This window comes from Ruegeria sp. BHSC276, from assembly GCF_059612945.1.
The window spans coordinates 413334-436335 of the sequence record NZ_JBXWRP010000003.1 but is presented as its reverse complement, the minus strand read 5'-3'; the positions used below and the strand labels follow the sequence as shown (position 1 = coordinate 436335).

The 23002-nt window shown below is 64.1% G+C and carries 29 protein-coding genes; 8 read left to right on the top strand and 21 right to left on the bottom strand.

Translation table 11 applies throughout. The features are described 5' to 3' along the window. Positions 1-5 precede the first annotated feature (5 nt). The 11 genes from AC2FMD_RS05850 to AC2FMD_RS05800 all read right to left on the bottom strand — a co-directional run bounded on the left by AC2FMD_RS05850 (position 6) and on the right by AC2FMD_RS05800 (position 6311). Positions 6-668 carry an RcGTA-type gene transfer agent tail tape measure protein gene (locus AC2FMD_RS05850; protein ID WP_496711452.1) on the bottom strand — a complete coding sequence of 221 codons (663 nt, stop codon included), beginning with the start codon at positions 666-668 and terminating at the stop codon, positions 6-8. Next, positions 655-864 carry a rcc01693 family protein gene (locus AC2FMD_RS05845; protein WP_496686478.1) on the bottom strand — a complete coding sequence of 70 codons (210 nt, stop codon included), beginning with the start codon at positions 862-864 and terminating at the stop codon, positions 655-657. Before AC2FMD_RS05845 ends, AC2FMD_RS05850 begins: the two co-directional genes overlap by 14 nt. Continuing rightward, complete coding sequence (locus AC2FMD_RS05840; protein WP_496686481.1) at positions 861-1181, bottom strand: gene transfer agent family protein; 321 nt, start codon at positions 1179-1181, stop codon at positions 861-863. The genes AC2FMD_RS05845 and AC2FMD_RS05840 overlap by 4 nt, the downstream gene beginning before the upstream one ends. After that, on the bottom strand, positions 1181-1594 hold the full coding sequence (locus AC2FMD_RS05835) for a phage major tail protein, TP901-1 family (RefSeq protein WP_170370664.1): 414 nt from the start codon (positions 1592-1594) through the stop codon (positions 1181-1183). The genes AC2FMD_RS05840 and AC2FMD_RS05835 overlap by 1 nt, the downstream gene beginning before the upstream one ends. A gap of 20 nt (positions 1595-1614) precedes the next feature. Then, complete coding sequence (locus tag AC2FMD_RS05830) at positions 1615-2028, bottom strand: DUF3168 domain-containing protein (RefSeq protein ID WP_496740790.1); 414 nt, start codon at positions 2026-2028, stop codon at positions 1615-1617. After that, a complete protein-coding gene (locus tag AC2FMD_RS05825; protein WP_496681100.1) occupies positions 2025-2363 on the bottom strand; it encodes a phage head closure protein in 339 nt (112 codons plus the stop codon). The genes AC2FMD_RS05830 and AC2FMD_RS05825 overlap by 4 nt, the downstream gene beginning before the upstream one ends. Then, entirely contained in the window at positions 2360-2959 is a 600-nt protein-coding gene (locus AC2FMD_RS05820; protein WP_496740792.1) for a head-tail connector protein, read from the bottom strand. The genes AC2FMD_RS05825 and AC2FMD_RS05820 overlap by 4 nt, the downstream gene beginning before the upstream one ends. A gap of 177 nt (positions 2960-3136) precedes the next feature. Continuing rightward, a complete protein-coding gene (locus AC2FMD_RS05815; RefSeq protein ID WP_496740794.1) occupies positions 3137-4315 on the bottom strand; it encodes a phage major capsid protein in 1179 nt (392 codons plus the stop codon). A 34-nt stretch (positions 4316-4349) separates the two neighbouring features. Continuing rightward, entirely contained in the window at positions 4350-4895 is a 546-nt protein-coding gene (locus AC2FMD_RS05810) for an HK97 family phage prohead protease (RefSeq protein WP_496681094.1), read from the bottom strand. Between the two features lie 26 nt (positions 4896-4921). Next, positions 4922-5146, bottom strand: a complete 225-nt coding sequence (locus AC2FMD_RS05805) for a GTA head formation protein, RCAP_rcc01685 family (protein WP_093962401.1) — start codon at positions 5144-5146, stop codon at positions 4922-4924. Then, positions 5139-6311, bottom strand: coding sequence for a phage portal protein (locus AC2FMD_RS05800; protein ID WP_496740796.1), 1173 nt, complete (start codon positions 6309-6311; stop codon positions 5139-5141). Before AC2FMD_RS05800 ends, AC2FMD_RS05805 begins: the two co-directional genes overlap by 8 nt. Before the next feature lie 192 nt (positions 6312-6503). Here AC2FMD_RS05800 and AC2FMD_RS05795 point away from each other — a divergent pair, with 192 nt between their 5' ends. Then, positions 6504-7346 (top strand): SDR family NAD(P)-dependent oxidoreductase, encoded by an 843-nt coding sequence (locus AC2FMD_RS05795; protein ID WP_496711446.1) that lies wholly within the window; start codon positions 6504-6506, stop codon positions 7344-7346. Here the strand turns inward: AC2FMD_RS05795 and AC2FMD_RS05790 are convergent, their stop codons facing one another. Beyond that, positions 7347-8717, bottom strand: coding sequence for a DNA-packaging protein (locus tag AC2FMD_RS05790; protein WP_496740797.1), 1371 nt, complete (start codon positions 8715-8717; stop codon positions 7347-7349). Between the two features lie 771 nt (positions 8718-9488). On the opposite strand from AC2FMD_RS05790, the gene AC2FMD_RS05785 reads away from it, so the two are divergent. After that, positions 9489-10739 (top strand): DEAD/DEAH box helicase, encoded by a 1251-nt coding sequence (locus tag AC2FMD_RS05785; protein ID WP_496740799.1) that lies wholly within the window; start codon positions 9489-9491, stop codon positions 10737-10739. 121 nt (positions 10740-10860) lie between these two features. On the opposite strand, the gene mltG is transcribed toward AC2FMD_RS05785, so the two are convergent. The 7 genes from mltG to fabD all read right to left on the bottom strand — a co-directional run bounded on the left by mltG (position 10861) and on the right by fabD (position 17189). Next, positions 10861-12021, bottom strand: a complete 1161-nt coding sequence (mltG, locus tag AC2FMD_RS05780) for an endolytic transglycosylase MltG (RefSeq protein ID WP_496740801.1) — start codon at positions 12019-12021, stop codon at positions 10861-10863. Further along, the gene (gene fabF, locus AC2FMD_RS05775) at positions 12022-13287 is read right to left on the bottom strand and encodes a beta-ketoacyl-ACP synthase II (protein ID WP_496740803.1); all 1266 of its coding nucleotides are present in this window, start codon (positions 13285-13287) and stop codon (positions 12022-12024) included. A 194-nt stretch (positions 13288-13481) separates the two neighbouring features. Beyond that, on the bottom strand, positions 13482-14225 hold the full coding sequence (locus AC2FMD_RS05770; RefSeq protein WP_496740805.1) for a 1-(5-phosphoribosyl)-5-[(5-phosphoribosylamino)methylideneamino]imidazole-4-carboxamide isomerase: 744 nt from the start codon (positions 14223-14225) through the stop codon (positions 13482-13484). A 123-nt stretch (positions 14226-14348) separates the two neighbouring features. Further along, entirely contained in the window at positions 14349-14888 is a 540-nt protein-coding gene (locus AC2FMD_RS05765; RefSeq protein WP_496740807.1) for a GNAT family N-acetyltransferase, read from the bottom strand. 139 nt (positions 14889-15027) lie between these two features. After that, positions 15028-15261, bottom strand: a complete 234-nt coding sequence (locus AC2FMD_RS05760; RefSeq protein ID WP_005982462.1) for an acyl carrier protein — start codon at positions 15259-15261, stop codon at positions 15028-15030. Between the two features lie 210 nt (positions 15262-15471). Further along, positions 15472-16209, bottom strand: a complete 738-nt coding sequence (fabG, locus tag AC2FMD_RS05755; protein WP_496681068.1) for a 3-oxoacyl-[acyl-carrier-protein] reductase — start codon at positions 16207-16209, stop codon at positions 15472-15474. Between the two features lie 41 nt (positions 16210-16250). Next, positions 16251-17189 carry an ACP S-malonyltransferase gene (gene fabD / locus AC2FMD_RS05750; RefSeq protein WP_496794786.1) on the bottom strand — a complete coding sequence of 313 codons (939 nt, stop codon included), beginning with the start codon at positions 17187-17189 and terminating at the stop codon, positions 16251-16253. A 171-nt stretch (positions 17190-17360) separates the two neighbouring features. Between fabD and AC2FMD_RS05745 the strand changes: the two genes are divergently transcribed. Next, positions 17361-18590, top strand: a complete 1230-nt coding sequence (locus AC2FMD_RS05745) for a cytochrome b/b6 domain-containing protein (protein WP_496740811.1) — start codon at positions 17361-17363, stop codon at positions 18588-18590. A 73-nt stretch (positions 18591-18663) separates the two neighbouring features. Here the strand turns inward: AC2FMD_RS05745 and AC2FMD_RS05740 are convergent, their stop codons facing one another. Next, a complete protein-coding gene (locus AC2FMD_RS05740; RefSeq protein WP_496681320.1) occupies positions 18664-19236 on the bottom strand; it encodes a YceI family protein in 573 nt (190 codons plus the stop codon). A 128-nt stretch (positions 19237-19364) separates the two neighbouring features. Then, positions 19365-19883: a hypothetical protein gene (locus AC2FMD_RS05735; RefSeq protein ID WP_496740813.1), complete on the bottom strand. Its 519-nt coding sequence runs from the start codon at positions 19881-19883 to the stop codon at positions 19365-19367. A 283-nt stretch (positions 19884-20166) separates the two neighbouring features. Here AC2FMD_RS05735 and rpsF point away from each other — a divergent pair, with 283 nt between their 5' ends. The 5 genes from rpsF to AC2FMD_RS05710 all read left to right on the top strand — a co-directional run bounded on the left by rpsF (position 20167) and on the right by AC2FMD_RS05710 (position 22975). After that, entirely contained in the window at positions 20167-20520 is a 354-nt protein-coding gene (rpsF, locus tag AC2FMD_RS05730; RefSeq protein ID WP_149774836.1) for a 30S ribosomal protein S6, read from the top strand. A 28-nt stretch (positions 20521-20548) separates the two neighbouring features. Further along, the gene (gene rpsR, locus AC2FMD_RS05725; protein ID WP_005982441.1) at positions 20549-20776 is read left to right on the top strand and encodes a 30S ribosomal protein S18; all 228 of its coding nucleotides are present in this window, start codon (positions 20549-20551) and stop codon (positions 20774-20776) included. A 12-nt stretch (positions 20777-20788) separates the two neighbouring features. Continuing rightward, positions 20789-21406: a 50S ribosomal protein L9 gene (gene rplI / locus AC2FMD_RS05720; RefSeq protein ID WP_496681315.1), complete on the top strand. Its 618-nt coding sequence runs from the start codon at positions 20789-20791 to the stop codon at positions 21404-21406. A 152-nt stretch (positions 21407-21558) separates the two neighbouring features. Next, the gene (locus tag AC2FMD_RS05715; protein WP_496740815.1) at positions 21559-22080 is read left to right on the top strand and encodes a transglycosylase SLT domain-containing protein; all 522 of its coding nucleotides are present in this window, start codon (positions 21559-21561) and stop codon (positions 22078-22080) included. 193 nt (positions 22081-22273) lie between these two features. Further along, entirely contained in the window at positions 22274-22975 is a 702-nt protein-coding gene (locus AC2FMD_RS05710) for a helix-turn-helix transcriptional regulator (protein ID WP_496681312.1), read from the top strand. Positions 22976-23002 lie beyond the last annotated feature (27 nt).

The following is a 23002-nucleotide window of genomic DNA, read 5'->3' as shown; positions in this document are numbered from 1 at the left end:
CCAAACTACCGGTTGCGATTGCCGCGCCCCAGGGCACGGCTCATCTGGGCTGCGATCTGGCCTTGGCTGCGGCGAAAGCCCTGAACGTCGGGTGTGGTGATGTTCATCACCACGTTCACCGCCCGTCCGCCGCCCGAGTTGCGCACGCCCAGCTTGCCGTCGGGTCCGCGCGCCAGCGGCATGATCGCCTCGGGGCCGGCCTCGCCCATCAACCCGGTCGCACCGCGCATCGGAAACATGGTGGGCCCGGTGACCACGCCGCCATTGGCAAAGGGCATGACGCGCCCCTGGGCGAAACTGCCACCGTCGGCAAAGGGCAGCAGCCCCTGCACCAAGCCGCCGACCGTATTGGCCAGCATGCCACCGAAATGATCCGTCACCGGCTTGATCGCTGCCGAATATGCCGTGCGGATCATCGAATTCTTCAGAACGTCCAGCGCCTCCGACAGGTTCATGCCGTCCAGAACCACGCCGTCGAATGCCTTACGCAGCCCGGTTGACATGCCGCGTTCCAAGGTGGCGACATCCTTCCCGGTCTCTTCAAAAGCGGCGCTGATCCGCTTCATCTGGGCATCGAAGGCCGCCGCCATCGTGGCGGCATCGCCCAGGGCATCGCCCAGCGCCTCGCCGCGCTCCTGCAGGTCGTCAAACCCGTCATTTTCCGCCATCACGCTCTCCTCGTATCTTGTCGGGCCAGGCGGCCAGCAGCTTCTCCAGCCGCGCCCGGTTCATCGCCGGAATCCCGCGTCCCTGCCCCAGCATCAGCCGCAGTTCGGCCGGGGTCAGACGCCAGAACTGATCCGGCGTCAGCCGCAGCCCGTGCAGCCCGGCCCGCATCAGGCCGGGCCAGTCAAAGCCGCTCATGACTCACCCGGCACCATGAAGGCCCGCGCCAGCAGCTCGGCCGCCGCCCGCGCCGCGGCCATCGGGCCGCCCTCGATCTCGGCCCGCAGCATGTCGGCGCGGGTCACATCCGCCCCGCCTCCGCGCAGCCCCGCCAGGATCAGCGCCAGCACGTCACCGCTGGAATAGGCGCCGCCCTCAAACCGCTGCACCAGTTCCACCAGCGACCCTGCGCCCAGCTCCTGCTCCAGCTCAGCCAACGCGCCCAGCGTCAGCTTGAGCACCCGACGCTGGCCATCGATCACCAGCGCCACCTCTCCCGCCCACGGATTGACCATCACAGCGCCACAAAGGTCAGGGCGCCGGCGCTGGCCAGGCTCATCTCATAGGTCGCCTCGCCATTGTGCGAGCCCGCATACTCGATCCCGGTCACCTGGAACGGGCCTTCGACGATGCCGAAATCGGGGATGATCACCTGGAAGGCGGGCGTTTCACCATCAAAGAACAACTGCCGCGCGCGTTCATCCGTGCCGGCGTCCTTGAACACGCCCGATCCGGAAATCGAGGCCGACTTGACCCCCGCCCCCGACAGCAACTCGCGCCAGCCGCCCTGGCTTTCCAACGTGGTGACATCCACGCTTTCGGCGTTGAAACTGATACGCGTGGCCCGCAGCCCCGCGATGGTCTGGAACAGACCCGTGCCGTTCATGTCCACCTTGACCAGCAGGTCTTTACCGTTCTGGGCACCCATATGCTCTCTCCATTGATTGCTTAGTTGTCTTCCACGCGGGCGCGGAATCTCAGGTCGACCTGCCGGATCGCGCCGCCAGTCCCGGTGCGCCGGGCTGAGGCCCGCTCGAACCACAGCCCCACCAGCCGCCCCCGTTCCAGCGTCAACGCGGCGCCGTCCAGCGCGTCGCACACGGCCCCAGCCAGCGTCTTGGCCGCGCCGAACCCGGCGGCCTCCGAGACCACCGATACGGTGAACCGATGCAAAGTGCCCTGGCCCGTCTTGTCCGAGGCCTCGCGTACCTCTTCCGGACCAAGGGTGATGTAGGTTTGCGGCAATGTCCCTGATGGCACCGCGTCATAGACCGCGTCGCCGATCTGGGACGAAATGCCCCTGTCATAGACAAGTTGCTGGAACACCGCCGCCTGCAGCGCCGCCGAAACGCCATAGCTCATGCCGCCACCTCCTCATCCGCGAAACAGGTCAGATAGCGCCCGGCCGCGTCGTATTCGGCCACGGCGCGGATCACGAAGCGCCGCTCGCCCTCGCGAAACCTCTGATCGGGCGCCGGGCGCATCGACGACCCCTCGGGCGCGCCACGCACCACGATGCGGTAACTCACGCGCGACACCGGAACATTCGCCACCGCGCGCTCGGTGCCGGTCCGGGCGGTCACCTCGGCCCACAGCGTGCCCAGCGGCGTCCATGTCTCGGCATAGCCGCCCGCGCCATCGGCCACCCGAACCGGGGCCTCCAGCACCAGCTGCCGGTTCAGACGGGGCGCGCTCATTGCATCACCCCCGCGCCGAAACGCACCATGCGATAGCGCTGGATCAGGCTGGTCACCCCGAAAGGCATGCAGCCGTCGCCCAGGCTGGTCTCGTCGCGGTATTCATAGTAATGCGCCGCCAGCAGCAGCACCGCTTGCCCCAGATCGGCCGGCAGTCCGCCCCAGTCCGCCGCCATCCCGGCCGTCAGCGCGATGGTCGCCTCTCCACCGTTGGGAATGGCGGGCAGGCGAGCCCCCATCGGCCGCAGGCAGGGACGCTGGCTGTCCCGCTCCAGACGGTAGGTCCCGGGCGCCACCACCTGCTCGGCGCCAAGCGCGTCAGTCAGCATCACCGCGTCGATACTCGTCACCGGCGCAACCGGCAGGACCTCGCCCGCGTCGTTGCGCCACCGGCTTAGCGTCCAGGTGAAACTGCGCGATATCAGCACCTTGCCCGTGCGCGCCTCGATCGCGGCCATCGCCGCCCGCAGGAACCCCTTCAACACGTCGTCCTGCAGGCTGGTCTCGGCAAATCCCGTGCCCAGCCGCAGATGCGCCTTGAACTGATCCACCGGCAGCGCCGCATCCGCGATGGCGGTTTCTTCGATCAACATCATCCATTCACTCCGCAATCTCGGACCCCTCCGGGGGCCGCATCCTTGGAAAATGGCGGGCACGTGCCGCCCCACGTTGCTCGGACGGAGGGGAGCAGCTAGACAACGCGGGGGATCTCACCCCGGCCCGCGCCCGCCGCCCGAGGGACCGGCCCACCGGCCCCCCGGATCCGTCACCGCTTAGGCGGTGCCGAATTTCACCAGCTTGATCGCGGCAAAGTCGCTGATGTCGCCACCCACGCGCTTGGTGGCGTAGAACAGGACATGCGGCTTGGCGCTGAACGGGTCGCGCAGCACGCGCAGGTCGGGGCGTTCGGCGATGGTATAGCCGGCCGAGAAGTCACCGAAGGCGATCGAGAAGCTGTCGGTGCCCGGATCCGGCATGTCCTCGGCGATCAGCACCGGATAACCCATCAGTCGCGCAGGCTCACCCGCGGCCAGGCCATCCGACCACAGGAAGCGGCCGTCGGCATCCTTGAGCTTGCGGATTACACCCGCGGTTTTCGAGTTCATCACGAAGGTGCCATTCACGCGGTACTGCGCGCCTAGCGCATAGACCACGTCAACGATCGCATCCGCATCGATGCCGCCCGCGACACCGGTTGGCACATAGCCCAGGTTGCCCCAGGTCCAGACATCATTGTCCACCGCCGGATGGCTCAGAATGCCCTTGGGCTTGTCGATGCCGTCGCCGTTGATGAAGGCCGCCGCCTCGGCGCGGGCGAACTTGTCGGCGATGCGGCCCGCCAGCCAGCCCTCGACGTCGAATGCGCTGTCATCCAGCAGCCGCTGCGAGGCCTTGGGCAGCGCGCTCAGCTCGTGCAGCGGGATCGAGATGCGGTCGATCGACGGGGTGCCGGTCTCGGAGGCGGCCGCGGTTTCATCGGCCCAGCCCGCGCCCACATCGGTGTGGTCGATCAGCACGTCGAACGAATTGGCCTCGACATTCACGACCGACGCGATCGAGCGGATCGACGCGGTGGATTTCAGCACCGACTTGATCATCTCGGCGGTCTGCGGATCGACCAGGTAACCGCCATCGCTGTTGACGGCCGTCGACAGCGACTTGGCCTCCATCTCCAGCCCGCGCAGGGCATCGTCGTCGCCCGAGCGCACATAGGCGTCAAAGGCCTTCTGGTGCGGCGCTTCCTCCAGGGTCGAGGCCGCAAGATGCGGGCGCGCCGCAATGGTTGATTTACGATCCAGCATGGTCAGTCGCTCTTCTGTCTGTTGCAGTTTATGTTGAACTTCAGCCTTCAGGCCCTTGAATTCACTCACGAAGCCAGCCATCGCCTGCTTCACCTCCTGAACCAGGGGCACACCCTCTCCGGTCAAGGCCGCGGTCTCGGTCTTGCTCATCAGCACTTCCTTTCTGGGTGGGGGTCGAGGCGCGCTAGGTTCGCGCCAGCTCCTGCCGGGCGTTCTCGAACACCTCGGCAATACTGCGCCAGGTGTCCTCGGCATCGGGGTCCGTCCCCTTTGCCGCCACCCGCGCACTGGGCAGCATCGGGAAGGTCACCAGCGACACCTCCCACAGCTCCAGTTCCGTCAAGAGCCGCCGGCCCTTGTCATCCTTCACGGCCCGCTTTGTGCGATAGCCGATCGACAGCCCGTCCAGCGCACCCGCGCGGATCAGCTCGGCCGCTTCGCGCCCCTTCTGGGTGCTTTCCAGCAACCGCCCCTTGACCCACAGCCCGCGCTCATCCTCGCGCACCTCGTCCCACACGCCGATGGGCTGCGTCGGATCGTGCTGCCAGAGCATCTTGACCCGCTGACCGGCCGCCCTCAGCCCGGCCAGCGATACGGCATAGGCACCTTTCTGCACCACGTCGCGGCCCTGATCGACCTGGCCGAACAGGCTGGCATAGCCCTCGATCACCGCGTCCTCGGTCACCGACAGCCCATCGCCGAACCGCGCGAACTTGCGTTCCAAATCCATGAAAAACTCCTCGTAAGCCACTGAATTCATGGCGCTACCGTCAGGAATGACTGGAACGCCTGCGCCAGGATCACCGCCGCCACGCCATAGACCGTCAGCCACAACCGCCGCTCCAGCCGTTCCATCATTTCCTCGATCTGATCCAGCCGCCTGCACAGATGCGCATGCTGGATCTCGGCCACCCTCTCGTGCGCGGCCAGGCGCAGGCCCGGCGCGCAGTCAAAGGGCGGGTATCCCGGCGTGTCAGCCATCCGCCGTCTCCGCCAGCGCCGGCAGGCCCAGCAGAGCGCGCTTTTCGGCATCGGTCAGGAAATCGGCATTGGCCACCCGCGCCCATTGCGCATCGCGTTCCGCCGCCAGCGCCGGCACCTGGTCCAGATCGGGCTTCAGCACCAGATCTTCGCCGGTAAAGCCCGACAGCCAGTCCGACAACGCCGCCGCCACCCGCGTCACCAGGGGCAGAACGGTCAGGCGATAGAACGCCCGGTTGGCCTCCTGATAGTTCGAATAGGTCGCGTCGCCCTGGATCCCCAGCAGCATCGGCGGGACACCAAAGGCCAGCGCGATCTCGCGGGCGGCGGCTTCCTTGGTCTTCTGAAACTCCATGTCCGAGGGCGAAAAGCCCATCGGCTTCCAATCCAGCCCCCCTTCCAGAACCATCGGACGCCCGGCGTTGCGCGCGCCGCGATAGTTCGCCTCGATCTCGTCGCTCAGACGGCGGAACTGTTCCTCGGCCATCACGCCCTGCCCGTCGCCGCCCTTCCACACCAGCGCCCCCGAGGGCCGCGCGGCATTGTCCAACAGCGATTTCGACCAGCGCGAGGCGCTGTTGTGCACGTCGATCGCCATCGCCGCCGCCTGCAGGGGCGAAAAGCCATAGTGGTCATCCTGCGGGTGGAACGACTTGATATGGCAGATGGCTTCGGCCGGGAACCGGTGCGTCTTGCCCCCGGCGGTGTAGTCATAGGCCCTGGGCCAGCCATCCGCCCCCGGCACCACGCTCATCCGGTCCGAGCGTAGCACATGCAGCTCGACCGGCAGCCCGCCCTCGGCCTGCACCGCCTCGACATAGGCGTTGCCCGACAGCAGCAACTGCCCGAACAGCGCCTCCAGCAGCTCGGCCTTGCCCTGCGCCGCGTTCGGACGGCGCATCAGGCGCAGAACCGGGTGCGTCTCGTACCGCTGCGCGTCGTCCTGCAGAACCAGGGGCAGCGCCGCCGCGGCCTCGGCAATTAGTTTGACCGACCGGAACCCCACCGGGTTGCCGGAAAACCCGGTGCGCGTCAGCGAGGCTGTGTCCCGCGGGCTCCAGGCAACGCGACCTCCGGTCTGCCAGGCCACCACCGGCCCGGCTGCGCTTGCTTTTGCCTCGGGGGCCATCTCAGCCGATCCACGACGCAAGAAATCGAATACCATGTCCAGATGCTCCTTTCTGCCGCCGCTCTGCCCGGCTTGTTGAAAGGAGTTATGACGGAAAGATCTTTAAGCCTCGGGAATGGGGCGTACGGCGGCTGCGCAACGGCGTCGGAGCCTATGCCTTCAGGTTTTACCTCGGCATCAACCAGAAATGCGCTACCCTCGTCGTCAATCTATCAGGAGGGACCAGTCATGTACAAACGTGCAATTGAAACCGGCGGGATCGCCGTCGTGACCGGCGCCGCCAGTGGAGTCGGGCGCGTCGCGGCACAGCGTTTTGCTCAAGCCGGGCTGGACGTCATACTCGCCGACCTTCCGGGACAGGCGCTCGACGAAACGACGGAAGACCTCAAAGCAGGCTTTGACGCGGTAAACATCACCGCGGTGCCGACTGATGTCACCTCTCAAGCCGACATGGAAAACTTGGCTGATACAGCTCTCGCCGCCGGGCAAGTCGCCGTTTTGATGAACAATGCAGGGATCAGCCTGCCGACGAAAACATGGGAGTCATTCGACAACTGGCAGAAAATTCTCGACGTGAACTTTCTGGGTGTGCTGCGCGGCGTCCAAGCCTTTTTGCCCCACATGATTGAGGCTGACCGCCCGGCGGTCGTCATCAACACCGGGTCAAAGCAGGGGATCACCACCCCGCCGGGCAACCCCGGCTACAACGTGTCCAAGGCCGCCGTCAAAACGCTGACCGAACAGCTCGCGCACGAGCTGCGCGAGGCCGGCGCACCGATCTCCGCGCATCTCTTCGTTCCGGGCTTTACCTATACCGGCATGGTCGCGTCATTCCTGCCGGAAAAACCAGCCGCCGCCTGGACCAGCGAGCAGACCGTCGACTATTTCCTGGACCGCATGGCCCACGGCGACTTCTACATCCTCTGCCCCGACAACGACGTCGATGCCGAACGCGACCGCCGTCGCGTTCAATGGGCCGCCGAGGACATCATCCACAACCGCCCCGCCCTCTCGCGCTGGCACCCCGACTATGCCGAGGCCTTCGCGAAGTTCGAAAAGCCCAAGGGCTGATCACAAAACCCGCACCCTGGGCCGCCGGTATGCCGCCGCCGGTCCCACCACCAGCTCATGCAGCGCCCAGACCAGCGCATCGACCCGGTCGGGCGAGCCCTGCCCCTCAAACCCCCGCGCGGTCATCTGGCACATCTGCTCCTCCAGCGCCTCCAACCCGGCCACATGGAACACCCGCCCCTGCTCATAGAGCGCCGCCACCGGCTCGGCCCGCGCCACCTTCCCGCGCGAGGCCCGCACCGCCCGGAACGGGACCAGAGGGTCCACCTGCCGCACCACCTCTTCTACCAACTGCCCACCCTGATTGACCTCGGCCACCAGCCGCTCGGCCCCGAATTCGTCCATCGCGTCGATCGCCGCGCGCGCCCAGCCTGCCGGGCCCGCGCCCTGCACCGTCCGATCAGCCAGCACATAGGCGCGCCAGTCCTCGGGCGGCCCCTGCAGCTGCGCGCCGACCACCAAGATCCCGCAGGCATCGGCGCCCGATCCGCCCGTCACCGCCGGGTCCAGCGCCACCACCACGCGGTCCAGCTCGGGCACCGCCTTGACCCGCGCCGCATCCAACATCGAGCCGGTCCACAACGCCCCCTCGGCATCGGCCAGCAGCACCCCGTCCAACTCCTGCCGCCCCAGCCTTGTGCCGGCATAGCGCGCGCGCACCTCTTGCAGGAACGAGTCCGCCAGATTGGCCCGGTTCGCCTCGGTCGGCGCATGGGTCATCACCGTGGACGGCGCCGCCAGCAGATCCTTCAACACCTTCACGTTGCGCGGCGTCGTGGTGATGCAGACCCGCGGCCGCTCCCCCAGACGCAACGCGAATTGCAGCATGTCCCAGGTCTCGCCCGCCTTTTTCCACTTGGCCAACTCATCCACCCAGGCCGCATCGAATTGCGGCCCGCGCAGCCCCTCGGGGTCATGCGCCGAAAACGCCTGCGCCTCGGCCCCGTTGGGCCAGACCAGTTTGCGTTCCGATGCCTTCCACTGCGGCCGCCGGTCAGGCGGAGAGCACTGCATGACCCCGCTGTCGCCAAAGATCATCACGTCGCGCACTTGGTCAAAGGTCTCGCCCACCAGCGCCACGCGCCGGGCCTCGCCCTCGTCGAAAGGTTTGCCCCCCTCGACCACCTGTCGCACCCACTCGGCCCCTGCCCGCGTCTTGCCCGCGCCGCGCCCGCCCATGATGACCCAGGACCTCCAGTCGCCCTCGGGCGGCAATTGATGCGGCAGTGCCCAGAACTCGAACAGGAAAGGGAGGGCACACAGCCCCCCCTCCCCGATCTCACTCAGAAATCTGTCCCGCACCCCAGCAGGCGCGGAGGCGAGCCAATCGGCACCCGATCTCAGATCGGGCCCGCTCCAGGTCGAGCGCATAGCCTCCTTGGGCGATTCCCGCTTGTCTATGACATTGTTCGACAAAGCTTGTCTCCACTTTCTGGCAACTTCGGATCAGCCCCTCTAGCTGTCCGAGTTGTCTGGCTGAACTCGCCAGGTCTGCATCCTCCCCGGCCTCGATCCGCCTGCGCAGGTCTTCCGCCGCTTGCCGCAAACCGCGAATGGATACCTCCAACGACTGCAACAGCTCGGCCGTCCGGGACATCCGCTCTTCCGGGGTAATCAAAGTCATGTTTGCCTGTGACCTCATGCGTGAGTGATCTCCGCACGAGAGAAATGAAAAACGGCCGCCGGGTTGCCCCGGGACCGTCGCCCACTTCTTCTAGCATGACACAACTTATACGCGAAACAGTGCGCCATGTCAAGGTGCCGCGCAACAGCGCGCAACGGGTAACGCACTGTCGGGGTTAACAAAATCTCAATTTCCACCCCCTCACACGGCACAGCCCAGATACCACACAAGCCGCCGCTCCACACCAATCCGCCGACGCGGCTTGACATTCCACGCCGCAGCCCTCATGTGTCCCGCAGCGCTGCCGCGTGAGCACGCGGACCAGAACCGAGGTCCGACAGCGCCCCATATCTCCAGTTCCCATTCACGCAGGGTTCTCGACGCGTCGGCCGGATGCCGCAGGATTCGCCTGCTGATCCCGAGGCCACGCACAACCCCTGCCGGTCGCGCATCCCGCGCGATCAGTGACTCTCGTGTGCGCATTGCAGATGCAGGCGCGGACCACAAAGGAAGACTACTTGTTCGATTTCGACATGCTTGGCCTTGCGCCAGCCCTGAACGACGCGCTTGAACGCGCCAAATTCACCCAACCGACCCCGATCCAGAACCAGGCCATCCCGCTGGCCCTGGAAGGTCATGACATCCTGGGCCTCGCCCAGACCGGCACCGGCAAGACGCTGGCCTTTGGCCTGCCGCTGATCGACCACCTTCTGGCCCAGCCCGGCAAACCGGCGCCGAAAACCGCCAAGGCCTTGATCCTCGCCCCCACCCGCGAACTGGTGAACCAGATCGCCGACAGCCTGCGCACGCTCACCAAAAAGACGAAACTGCGCGTGGCTACCGTCGTCGGAGGCCAGTCGATCAACAAGCAGATCATGTTCCTGTCGCGCGGCACCGACATCTTGGTGGCCACTCCCGGCCGCCTGATTGACCTGATGGAGCGCGGCGCGGTGGATCTCGGCCAGGTCCGGCATCTGGTGCTGGACGAGGCCGACCAGATGCTCGACATGGGCTTCATCCACGCGCTGCGCCGGATCGCGCCCGAACTGGGCACGCCGCGCCAGACCATGCTGTTCTCGGCCACAATGCCGAAACAGATGGAGGAGCTCAGCCGCGCCTACCTGACCAACCCGCAACGGGTGCAGGTCTCGCCTCCGGGCAAGGCGGCCGACAAGATCACCCAGTCGGTGCATTTCGTTGAAAAGCCGGGAAAACCCGCCAAGCTGCGCGAGATCCTCTCGCGCGACACCGAGGCCCTGACGCTGGTGTTTTCGCGCACCAAGCACGGCGCGGAAAAGCTGATGAAGGGGCTGGTCGCCGACGGCTACAACGCCGCCTCGATCCACGGCAACAAAAGCCAGGGCCAGCGCGACCGCGCCATCAAGGCCTTCCGCGAGGGCGAGATCACCGTGCTGGTCGCCACCGATGTGGCAGCCCGCGGCATCGACATTCCGGGGGTGGCCTATGTGATCAACTATGACCTGCCCGAGGTGCCCGACAACTATGTCCACCGAATCGGCCGCACCGCGCGTGCGGGCCGCGAAGGCGAAGCCATCGCCTTCTGCGCCCCGGATGAATACGATCTGCTGCGTCAAATTCAGAAGCTGATGAAGATCGAAATTCCCGTGGCCAGCGGAACGGCCCCCGAGGCCGCGGCCACTGCCAAACCCGGTGGACGTCAGCGCAATCGGCGCCGTGGGCCAAAGCCGCAAAGCGCAAATGGCGCTGCAAACCGTCGGCGCCGTCCGCGCCGCAAATCGGCGGCGTAACAAAAGACCGGCGCGCATGCCCCCATGCGCGCCGGCCATCGAGTCCTGAATACTCGTCGAACGTTCAAACCAGACAGATCGTCTTATTCGGCCTAATCACCCTTGCTCGGGCCCGCGCGGATCAGTTCCCCGACCCGTTCCTTTCGGCCTCGATCTCACGCCACTTGGCGACATTGCGGTTGTGCTCCTGCAGAGTTTCCGCAAAGGCATGTCCGCCGGTTCCATCAGCCACGAAGAAGACATAGTCGGTCTCGTCCGGTGCGACGGCGGCCTGCAAGCTGGCCAGTCCCGGGTTGGCAATCGGCGTGGGCGGCAATCCATCGATCAGATAGGTGTTCCACGGGGTCGCCCGCCGCAGTTCGCTGCGCCGCAGACCCCGGCCCAGAACGCCCTGCCCCTTGGTCACACCATAGATCACCGTGGGATCGGTCTGCAGCTTCATGCCCTTGCGCAAACGGTTGATGAAAACGCTGGCCACCTGGCCGCGCTCTTCCGGGATGCCGGTCTCCTTCTCGATGATCGAGGCCAGGATCAGCATCTCCTCCGGCGTCTCGATCGGCAGACCGTCTTGACGGGTCTCCCAGACCTGAGCGATGCGGGTCTGCTGTTTGTCCTGCATCTGTTGCAGCAGCGCGGTGCGGTCGTCACCGGGCGAAATCTCATAGCTGTCGGGGGCCAGCATGCCTTCGGGCGGCAGTTCGGCCACCTCTCCGGTCAACGCGTCCGCCGCCTTCAGCCCCTCGACCACCTGCCAGCTGGTCACACCCTCGGCCACGGACACGCGATAGCGCGTGTCAGGATTGTTCCGCTTTTCCTGGTAGATCTCCGGCGCGTCCTCTTCACCCACCACGAACAAGGCGATCTCGACAAACTCCAGCGTCGCCGGGTCCAGTTCACGCACGCGGATCTGCGTCCGGGTCACGCCGATGCGATATTCGATCTCGGTGCCACAGGTGCTGGCGCCGCTGCGGGTGATCTCGTCGATGATCTCGGCCATCGAGGCACCTTCGGGGATCAGAAAGCTGCCCGCCTTCAGCCGCTGCGCCTTGTCTGTGTAGTCGGCGGCCAAGCGAAAGATCGTGGCACTGCTGATCGCGCCCTGATCTTCCAACTGGCGGCTGACGCCGGTCATGTTGCTACCGCTTTTGACCTGCAGGCAGATCGCGGTTTCCAGAGGGCCTTCAGCCTTGTACTGCGACTGCCCCCACAGGATCAGCCCGCCCAGCAGGAACATCCCGACCACCAGCAGGGTCAGCATGTTCGAGGCCAGCGCGCGCCACATCTATTTCGCCTTTCCGAAAATCACACTGGCATTGGTACCGCCGAACCCAAACGAGTTCGACAGCGCCACGTTTATTTCACGCTCGCGCTTGGTATTCGGCGCCAGGTCAATCGGCGTTTCCACCTCGGGGTTGTCCAGGTTTATCGTCGGCGGGGCCACCTGATCGCGGATCGCCAGGATAGAGAAGATCGCCTCGATCGCGCCTGCGGCCCCCAGCAGGTGACCGGTGGCCGATTTGGTCGAACTCATCGTCGCCTTGCTAGCGTATTCGCCCAGCAGGCGTTCAACCGCGGCCAATTCGATCGTGTCGGCCATGGTCGAGGTGCCATGCGCGTTGATATAGTCCAGATCCTTCGGCTCGAGCCCCGCGTTGCGCAGCGCCGCCTTCATCGAGCGCTCCGCCCCGTCGCCATCCTCGGCCGGCGCGGTGATGTGATAGGCGTCGCCCGACATGCCATAGCCCAGAACCTCGGCATAGATCTTGGCGCCGCGGGCCACGGCGTGCTCGTATTCTTCCAAAACCACGATTCCGGCGCCCTCGCCCATCACGAAACCGTCGCGATCGACGTCATAGGGGCGGCTGGCGGCCTTGGGGTTATCGGCATATTTGGTCGACAATGCCTTACAGGCGTTGAAGCCGGCAATACCGATCTCGCAGATGCAGCCCTCGCCGCCGCCGGCGATCATCACGTCGGCATCGCCCGAGCGGATGATACGGCTGGCATCGCCGATCGCGTGGGCACCGGTCGAACAGGCGGTCACGACCGAATGGTTCGGACCCTTGAAGCCAAAGCGGATCGAGACCTGACCCGAGGCCAGGTTGATCAGCGCGCCCGGGATGAAAAACGGCGACACGCGGCGCGGCCCCTTGTCGCGGATCAGGTTGGCGGTCTCAGCGATCGAGCCCAGACCACCGATGCCTGACCCGATCAGAACGCCGGTGCGCAGACGCTCTTCCTCGTCCTCGGGCAGCCAGTTCGCGTCCTTGCAGGCCATCTCGGCCGCAGCGATCGAATACAGGATGAAATCCTCGATCTTGCGCTGTTCCTTGGGCGGCATCCAGTCATCGGGGTTGAAGGTCCCGTTGGTCCCGTCACCGCGGGGTACCTCGCAGGCATAGGTCGTGGTGACCCCTGCGGCTTCGGCATCGAACAAGGTGATCGGGCCGGCACCCGACTCTCCGGCCAGCAGCCGCGACCAGGTTTCCTCGACCCCGCTGGCCAGTGGAGTGACCAATCCCAGACCGGTTACAACGACTCTGCGCATGAAATGCCTCTTGCCTGCTTGCTGTTTGAGAACCGCTCATACCCCGGCCAAGGGTCCGGGGGCAAGAGCAACAGCGTATTCCGCACCGGCAGCCTGCCGCCCGCACTCGCGGCGCACACCGCGCACGGCCAAGGCAAAACTACAGGAACTGCCCCCGACAACCTGTCAGAGGCGGCCCGGACGGATTTGTTGCGTTACTGGAATTGCGCTACAGGTTCATGGGCGGTTTTGGCTACCGCCAAAGCCTCGGACAAGTCGACCGTCTTGCGGAACAGCGCCCGCCCGACCAAAGCACCCGAGATATTGGGGATGTACGCCAGACGCGAGATGTCGTCGCTGCTGCGCACGACGCCGCTGGCGATCACCGGTGTGCGCGAATGCGCGGCCAGCCCCGAAATCAGGCCCAGCTGCGCCTCGACATCCTCCATGTCGCTGTCGATATCGGTGACCAGAATGGCAGCCAGCGGAGCATCGGCAAACGCTTCGATGAAAGCCTCCGGGGTGAACGCACTTTGGGTGCGCCAGCCGTCCGTCATCACGTAACCCTGCCACACGTCCACGGCCAACACGATCTGGTCTGGGTATAGCTTGGCCAACTCTTTGAACAGATGGGGATCACGCGCCGCCAGGGTGCCGATTACGATGCGGCCCGCCCCTTTGTCGATCCAACGCTCGACCTGCTCGCGCGAGCGGAACCCGCCCGCCAGTTGAACAGGCAGTTCGGCGCTGCGGATGATCTGCTCGACAAGCACAGAGTTCGTGTCGCAACCTTCGATCGCGTCGAAATCGGTCAGGTGCATCCATTCCGCCCCCGCCGCGGCCCAGCCTTGGGCGGTTTCCACCGGATCGACATGCCAGATCAGCGCCTCGTCCAGGCGGCCCTTTTCCAGGGTTACGCACCGCCCATTCTGCAATTCCATCGTGGGATAGATCCTCATGAGCCAACTCCTCTGCCCAGTCGTTCCGGATTTCCACGATAGCATAGGCGGCCGCCAACGGCCTTCGCTTCCCAGTTTCGGCAAACCGAGAGCCATTTGCGGCAACAAGCGGAAAGTTGCGTTTCAGAAACGCGCGGGCGGGCCATCCCGACGAAACAGTTTGACGGTCGTGTCGCGAAACCGGGTTTCGCGCAGTGCGACATAGCCCAGCCTGGCGGCCAGTCGCTGCGACGGTTGATGATCGGCATCTATCATCGCCACCAGCGGACCCGGCATGATCCGGTCGAACCAGTCATGCGCGGCCTGCGCGGCCTCGAACCCGTAGCCTTGCCCATGCGCCTCGGGCGCCAGGACCCAGCCGGCTTCGGGGAAGGTGTCGAAGTCCTCGCCCAGACAGCGGTTCCCGAAAAAGAACCCCGCCTGACCTATCAAAGTGCGATTCGATTGCAGCAGCACGCCCCATTGGCCGAACCCGGCCATCTGCCAATGGCCCGCATTGCGCAGAAAGGAATCCCAGGCCTCGCCGCGTGTGCGGGGCTTGCCGCCGATATGACGCACGACATCTGGGTCGCGCCAGATCTGGGCGAACCGCTCGAAATCCTCGGGTCGCATCCCGCGCAGGGTCAGCCGCGCGGTATTGATCGTCGGGGTGGATCTTATCATGCCCTTGCCCGTTCAGAACCTGCCTACATCCAGAGCAGAGCAAATCCTGGCCGTGCGAGGCAAGCTGGAAATGGCCGGCGCAAAGAAAAACGGCGCCTCCGTTGCCCGGAAGCGCCGTTTTCCCAATAATTCAAAGCGATCAGGAAGCTTCGCTGATGAACTTCACGGCGTCGCCGAAGGTCTGGATGGTTTCGGCTGCATCATCGGGGATCTCGATGCCGAACTCTTCTTCGAAAGCCATGACCAGTTCAACGGTGTCCAGGCTGTCCGCGCCCAGATCGTCGATGAAGGACGCGTTCTCGGTGACTTTGTCCTCTTCAACACCCAGGTGCTCAACAACGATCTTTTTAACGCGATCTGCGACGTCGCTCATGTCTATTCCTCATTCCATTTCAGGGCGGTCTGCCCGGTTCTGCCCTTGCCCGCTCGGGGTGGCCTTGATTTGCCCGATCCGGGCGGTTTGGGTCCCGGGTCTCCGGGAAAGTAGAAGGCCGACCTGAACGACCGACCCCTAATTACATGCGCCGCCTATAGCACAGACGACGCAAGAGGCAAACGCTTTCGCACCTGCCCCGCGATGCGCCTACAACATGGCCATGCCGCCGTTCACATGCAAGGTGGTTCCCGTCACATAGCCCGCCTCGGGGCTTGCCAGATACAGCACGGCCGCCGCGATTTCCGACGGTTCGCCCATCCGACCGGCGGGCACCTGCGCCAGGATGCCGGCCTTCTGGTCGTCGGTCAGCTTTTCGGTCATCGCGGTCGTGATGAAACCCGGCGCAACCGCATTTGCTGTTATGCCCCGGCTTGCGACCTCGTAGGCCAGCGACTTGGTCATGCCGACCATGCCCGCCTTGGACGCGGCATAGTTCACCTGACCCGGGTTGCCGGTTGCACCGACAACGGACGAGATGTTGATGATGCGCCCCCAACGCGCCTTCATCATGCCCCGCAGAACGCCTTTGCACAGCTTGGCGGTCGCGGTTAGGTTCACGTCGATCACGCTCTGCCATTCCTCATCAGACATGCGCATGAAAATGTTGTCGCGGGTTATCCCTGCGTTGTTGACCAGAATATCAACGGACCCCATGGCCTCGGCGGCCTGCTTCGGCAGCGCGGCCACGGCCTCGGCGTCACCGAGGTTGCACGGCAGTACATGAGCACGCTCGCCCAGTTCATCCGCCAGTTTCTGCAGCGGCTCTACGCGCGTGCCCGACAGGCCCACAGTGGCCCCTGCGGCGTGCAAGGTGCGTGCGATCTCGCCCCCGATCCCGCCCGAAGCCCCGGTGATCAGAGCGCATTTTCCAGTCAAATCAAACATACCTGTATCCTTTTCGAGTGTCCTGTCGGACCAACTTTAGGTTATTCGCCTGCCTGCAGCGCTTTTTGAACGTCTTCCGGCGTGCCAACGGCGGTGCAGGCCACGGCCCGATCGATCTTGCGGATCATGCCCGACAGCGCCTTGCCCGCGCCTATCTCCCAAGCTTCGGTCACGCCTTGGGCCACCATGTACTGAACGGATTCGCGCCAGCGGACCGAACCGGTGACCTGTTCGACCAGCAATTGCCGGATCAGGTCGGGATCGGTCACCGCCTCGGCGCGGACATTGGCCACCAGAGGAACAGCCGGCGCCTTGATTTCGACGCTTGCCAGCGCTTCGGCCATCGCTTCGGCGGCGGGCCGCATTAGGGCGCAATGGAACGGGGCGCTGACCGGCAGCATCACGGCACGCTTGGCGCCCCTTGCCTTCGCGATCTCGGCAGCGCGTTCGACGGCAGCCTTCGCCCCCGACACCACGACCTGCGTGGGATCGTTGTCGTTGGCGGCTTGGCACACGTCGCCCTGTGCCGCTTCCTCGGCCACGGCACGCACCGCATCCAGGTCCAGCCCCAGGATCGCGGCCATCGCGCCCTCGCCCACCGGCACGGCGCTTTGCATGGCCTGACCGCGGGTGCGCAACAGGCGAGCCGTGTCGGCCACGCTGAGCGCGCCGGCCGCAGCCAGAGCCGAATATTCACCCAAAGAATGGCCCGCGACGAAAGCCGCCCGAGTGACCTGAACGCCCTCGAACTCCAGCGCGCGCATCGCCGCAATCGACGTGGCCATCAGCGCCGGCTGCGTGTTCTGCGTCAGGGTCAGGGTTTCGATGTCGCCCTCCCAGATCAGGGTACTCAGCTTCTCGCCCAGCGCCTCGTCCACCTCGTCGAACACGGCTTTGGCGGCGGGATAGGTATTGGCCAGCGCCTTGCCCATGCCGATGGTCTGGGCGCCCTGCCCCGGAAAAACAAACGCGATTGTCATTGCGACCTCTTGGATGACGTCAGGTTGCGCGGGGTGTAAACCGAGTGGCGGTCTGGCACAAGCTTTGCCTGCACTCTGCATTATGGCACCCTGTCTGTGCGCAGCACGCTATTGTGTCGCCCCGCGGGGCCGCTACCTTGGCGCAGAAGCCAATTCCGGAGCGTACCACCCATGCCCCTGACCAACACCCCTGCCAGCTATGGCAGCGTGACCAAGACCTTTCACTGGGTGACAGCCCTGCTGATCTTTACCGCGCTACCGCTCGGCTGGATCGCCAGTGACCTGGCACATGCGATCTCAGACCCGGCGATCCCCTCGTCCGAGGCCGACATCGCCCGCGCCGCCCGCCTTTTTTCGCTGCACAAGACCGTCGGGATCACGGTGTTCTTCGTGGCACTGGCGCGCATCCTGTGGGCGCTCAGCCAACCCAAGCCGGGTCTGCTGAACGCCGACAACAAGCCCGAGGCCTTCGCCGCCGATGCGGTGCATTGGCTGCTGTACGGGTCTTTGGTGCTGGTTCCGCTGTCGGGCTGGATCGACCATGCCGCGACCGAGGGCTTTGCGCCCATCCTGTGGCCATTCGGACAGAACCTGCCGCTGGTGCCGAAATCTCCGCACCTCGCCGAATTGATGGCCGCGCTGCATTGGCTGTTCATGCTGGTGCTGGTGGTCGCCCTGTTTCTGCACGTGGCGGGAGCGCTCAAGCACCACGTCATCGATAAGGATTCGACCCTGCGCCGGATGCTGCCGGGGCGGTCCGACGCGCCGACCCCGCCTGACCAGACACATTCTGCGGCGCCGGCAGCTGCGGCAGCGGTCGTCTGGGTCGCGGTACTGGCGGGCGGCTGGGCGACCGGGATGCTTGGCACGGGGACTCAGGCCGATGCTGGCTCTACAGAATTGGCAGAGGTTCAATCGGACTGGCAGGTGCAGGACGGCGAATTGGCGATCACGATCACCCAGTTGGGCAACCCGGTGACCGGCCGGTTTGCCGATTGGACGGCCGCCATCAACTTCGACGACCCTGGTGCGCCGGGGCCGGCGGGGACCGTGGACGTGACGGTGTCGATCGGCTCGCTGAGCCTGGGCAGCGTGACAGATCAGGCCATGGCCCCCGATTTCTTCGACGCTGCCCAATTTCCCACCGCCCGGTTCCAGGCCGATCTGGTCAAGACCGAGACCGGCTACGAGGCGCGTGGCCCGTTGACCATCCGCGGCCAGTCCGTCGACATCGTGCTGCCCTTCGCCCTCGACCTGCAGGGCGACACAGCGCGGATGTCGGGCTCGGTCGATCTGAATCGGCTGGATTTCGGCATTGGCGAGACCCTGCCACAGGAGGATTCGCTGGCCTTTGGCGTTACCGTCGCAGTCAATCTGACCTCTACGCGCAGCGCCGAATAAACGCGCCGCGTGCATGAAAAAACCGCCGAGGCGCAGGCCGCCGGCGGTTTTCTCTTTCACATCCTGGAACGGATCAGTCGGCCTTCTGCGCCTCGATCGAAATCTGGATTGCAACTTCATCACTGACGAACGGCGCGAACTTTCCCAGGCCGAAGTCGCTGCGCACCAGTGTCGTGGTCGCGTCAAAGCCTGCCCAGGGCTTGCCAGCCATCGGGTGCTCGCCCACCTGGTTCAGCTTGGCGTCCAGAACAACCGGCTTGGTCACGCCGTTCAACGTCAGGTCGCCGGTGATCTTGGCGGTGGTCTCACCGGTCACCTCGATGCTGGTCGAGGTAAAAGTCACCATCTCGTCCTCGGTCGCTGCAAAGAAGTCTTCGGACATGAAGTGATCTTCGCGCGGCTTCCAGCCGGTGATCATCGACATGACCGGCATCGACACGGTCACGCTAGACGCGGCGGGGTCTTCCTGGTCGAACATGATCTCGCCCTCAAAGCCCGAGAACATGCCGGTGGTGGTCGAAAAGCCCAGATGATTGTAGCTGAAGATCACCTGACTGTGGCTGGAGTCCAGAACGTATTTCTCGGGCGCGGCGAAGGCAGCGGTGGCAGTGGCGGCAAGCGCGGCTGCAAGAAGGGTGGTTTTCATGTCGATCTCCAAAAATAATGTAAACGCAAACCCACTGGGTTGCTTGCCAAAGAAAATGTGCCGCCCATGGGCGGCACACAATCCATTTAAATCTCACAAGTTCTGTTCTTTTTTGAACAGACCGAGTTTCAGGCGAAAATCGTCACGTTTCCGCTCAGTTGACCCTTGAGCGCTCGGCTGACATCCGCCGATTGCAAGGGCAGCTTCATCAACAGGCTGCCATCCACCTCGAACAGTTCTACCTGGTCGTCGGCAAAGCGGGCGCCGCCCAGGCTTTCGTAGGACCGGCGCAGAACGGTTTGGGGGCGACCGTTTCCATTTTTTTGCAAAACCCGCACTTCGCGGCGGATCGGATCGAAATAGGCGTCGGGACGCGGGTCCAGCACTTCGATCGTCAGCAGGCTGACCCCCAACAGCAGGAACAGCATCGAGACGGTCAGCTTGAACCCCCAGACCTCTGCACCGGAAATCGACCCCGGCATCAGCCACATCGAGAAAGCCGCCATGATCAGCGCTGCGCCGACCACGCGAAACAGCACCAGCCGCGCCTTCCAGTTTGGAGCGAAGGTGATCAGCACCGGCACCGATTTTTCATAGGCCTTGCCGGTCTGTGCCTGCTGGAACGTGTTGGTGTTCGTGACCGCCATCTTCTTCTACCCTGTCCATGTCCGTGTTCAGTGGCCCCAGTGGGTGCCGGATTTGTCGAAAGAGTCGGCTCGAAAAGCGTCAGGAATTGGGCGGCGGGGTGTTAATGGGGTGGAAAAACGGCGGCCCCAGACGCAAACCCCGACAGGTCTTGCCCCCCCGCCAGAAACGTGTATACCGAGCCATCCTTCGCAAATCGCATGAATCGCGCAGCCTCTCGTGGCAGGGTCGCGAAGGGTTCTGGCCCCGCCTATGAAATGCGCCTTGATAAAAACAGGAGTGAACATGCCACTGTATGAGCATGTAATGATCGCGCGTCAGGACCTGTCCAACGCGCAGGCCGAGGGCCTGATCGAACACTTTGGCACCGTACTGGCTGACAACGGCGGCAAGCTCGTCGACAGCGAGTACTGGGGCGTCAAGACGATGGCCTACAAGATCAACAAAAACCGCAAGGGCCACTATGCCTTCCTGAAGACCGACGCCCCCGCCGGCGCCGTTCAGGAGATGGAGCGCCTGATGCGCCTGCATGACGACGTGATGCGTGTTCTGACCATCAAGGTCGATGAACACGAAGAAGGCCCGTCGGTTCAGATGCAGAAGCGCGACGAGCGCGAAGGCCGCCGCGAGCGCCGTTGATCAACGCCTGAGGAAAGGACACCAAACCATGGCCGCAAAACCGTTTTTCCGCCGCCGCAAGGTCTGCCCGTTCTCGGGCGACAACGCGCCCAAGATCGATTACAAGGACACCCGTCTGCTGCAGCGCTACATTTCCGAGCGCGGCAAGATCGTTCCGTCGCGCATCACCGCCGTTTCGGCCAAGAAGCAGCGTGAACTGGCCCGCGCCATCAAGCGCGCCCGCTTCCTCGCCCTGCTGCCCTACGCCGTGAAGTAAGGAGAGACTGACATGCAAGTTATCCTTCTGGAACGCGTCGCGAAACTGGGTCAGATGGGCGATGTCGTCGACGTCAAGCCCGGCTACGCGCGCAACTACCTGCTGCCCCAGGGCAAGGCTCTGAGCGCATCGGAAGCCAACATCGCATCCTTCGAAGCCCAGAAAGCGCAGCTGGAAGCGCGCAACCTGGAAACCAAGAAAGAAGCCGAAGCCTTGGCCGAAAAGCTGGACGGTCAGCAGTTCATCGTGATTCGCTCGGCGTCGGACGCTGGCGCGCTGTACGGCTCGGTCACCCCGCGTGACGCCGCCGAAGCCGCAACCGCAGCCGGTTTCAGCGTCGACAAGAAGCAGGTCGCGCTGGTTGCCCCGATCAAGGAACTGGGCCTGCACACCGTTGCAGTGCGCCTGCACCCCGAGGTTGAGGTCGAGATCAAGCTGAACGTCGCCCGTTCGGAAGAAGAAGCCGAACTGCAGGCCTCGGGCAAATCGATCCAGGAACTGGCCGCCGAGGAAGAGGCAGCTGCCGATTTCGAGATCGCCGAACTGTTCGACGACATCGGCTCTGCCGCTTCGGACGATGAAGATCTGGCCGCTGAGGCCCCGGCCGAAGGCGACGAAGCCAAGGCCTGAGTTCTCGACGAACCTGTTTTGGGAAAGGCCGCGCAGACGCGTGGCCTTTTTCTTTTGCTGGCCGATCGGGCAGCATTCAGCCGACGCCCTGCCCTCTGCTTGCAGCGCGGTGTTGCAATCTTATCATGGTCGCAAAGTGACAGGAGAGCCCCATGCCCGACAAATATCGCCGCGGTTTTCTGAAATTGCTTATGGTTGCGCCTTTGGCTGCGTGCGGCACCCCGAACCCGGACGTGGTATCGCGCACCGCGACATTCGATCCGCCGCTCTACCCGAACGAAACACCCCAATTGAGGGCATCGATCAACAAGTGGGCCGACCACTACGGGCTGCCACGGGAATTGGTGCACAAACTGGCAATCCGCGAGAGTACCCACCGCCCTTGGGCCGTGAACCGACCGTATTACGGCCTGCTGCAGATCCTGCCTGCGACTGCAAGATCAATGGGTTACAAGGGCAAGCCCGAGGGGTTGCTGGATGCCGACACCAATCTCGAGTTTGCCGGGAAATACCTGCGGGGCGCCTGGATGCTGTCGGACGGCGACATGGATCGGGCCATATTTCTTTATGCCAAGGGCTACTACCCCGAGGCCAAGGCGCGCGGCATGCTGGTGGAAACGGGACTGCGTCCCGACTTATCGGGGTCATCAGGCTACGGCGCGATCCGATCATGACGATCCGCAATGCGGCGATCCCGCTCGACGGTTTCAAAAAATTCGCTCCGACCGTTGGCAATGGCACCCAAAACGACAATATGATATGCACAAAAAGCTTGCGTCTTGCTCAACACTTGACGCAACGTCGATACATTAAAGGGACAGAACCGGCATTTCGGGGGAAAATGCCAACGGAACAAAGGTTGGACTGGTGAAACTTATCGACTTGGCCGCGATTGACCATGGGGAACGGTCGGCCTTCGACATCATTGATTCTGTCTGTAACGAACTCGGCTTCGACTATGCGTCCTATGCCACCACGCATCCCGTGAAGGGTGACGTGCAAGGCTATGCCAACTATCCAGAAGAATGGAAGATACATTATGGGACGCAGGGCTATCATCATCTTGATCCCACTCTGTACCAATCGGCCCTGAGCATCGCGCCGGTCGATTGGAGCCGTTTCAACCACGATGACAAGTTCAATGCGGTATTCCGCGATGCACATGATTTTGGAATCACCGACCGGGGCCTGACCGTCCCCGTCCGCGGTCCTTACGGCGAGTGCGGGCTGCTGAGCGTCACCAAAGACTGCTCGGATTCGGAATGGAAAAAGCTCAAACGCCATGTCATGGGCGACCTTCAGATGGCGGCGGTTCAGGCGCATGACACGGTGATGCAATCGGGGGTTCTGGCCAAAGCCTTGTACCTGCCAACTCTGTCCTCGCGCGAAAAAGAGATTCTGCAATGGGTTGCCGAAGGCAAGTCACAGCAGGATATCGGAGATATTCTGTGCATTTCTCATCGTACGGTCGAAGTCCACTTGCGGTCCGGACGCGAGAAACTTGGCGCTCTGACCACTGCGCAGGCGATCGGCCGAGCCATCGGCCTGGGCTTGATCTACCCCGGCTGACCGAATTAAGGCAGAAAATTACGGGAA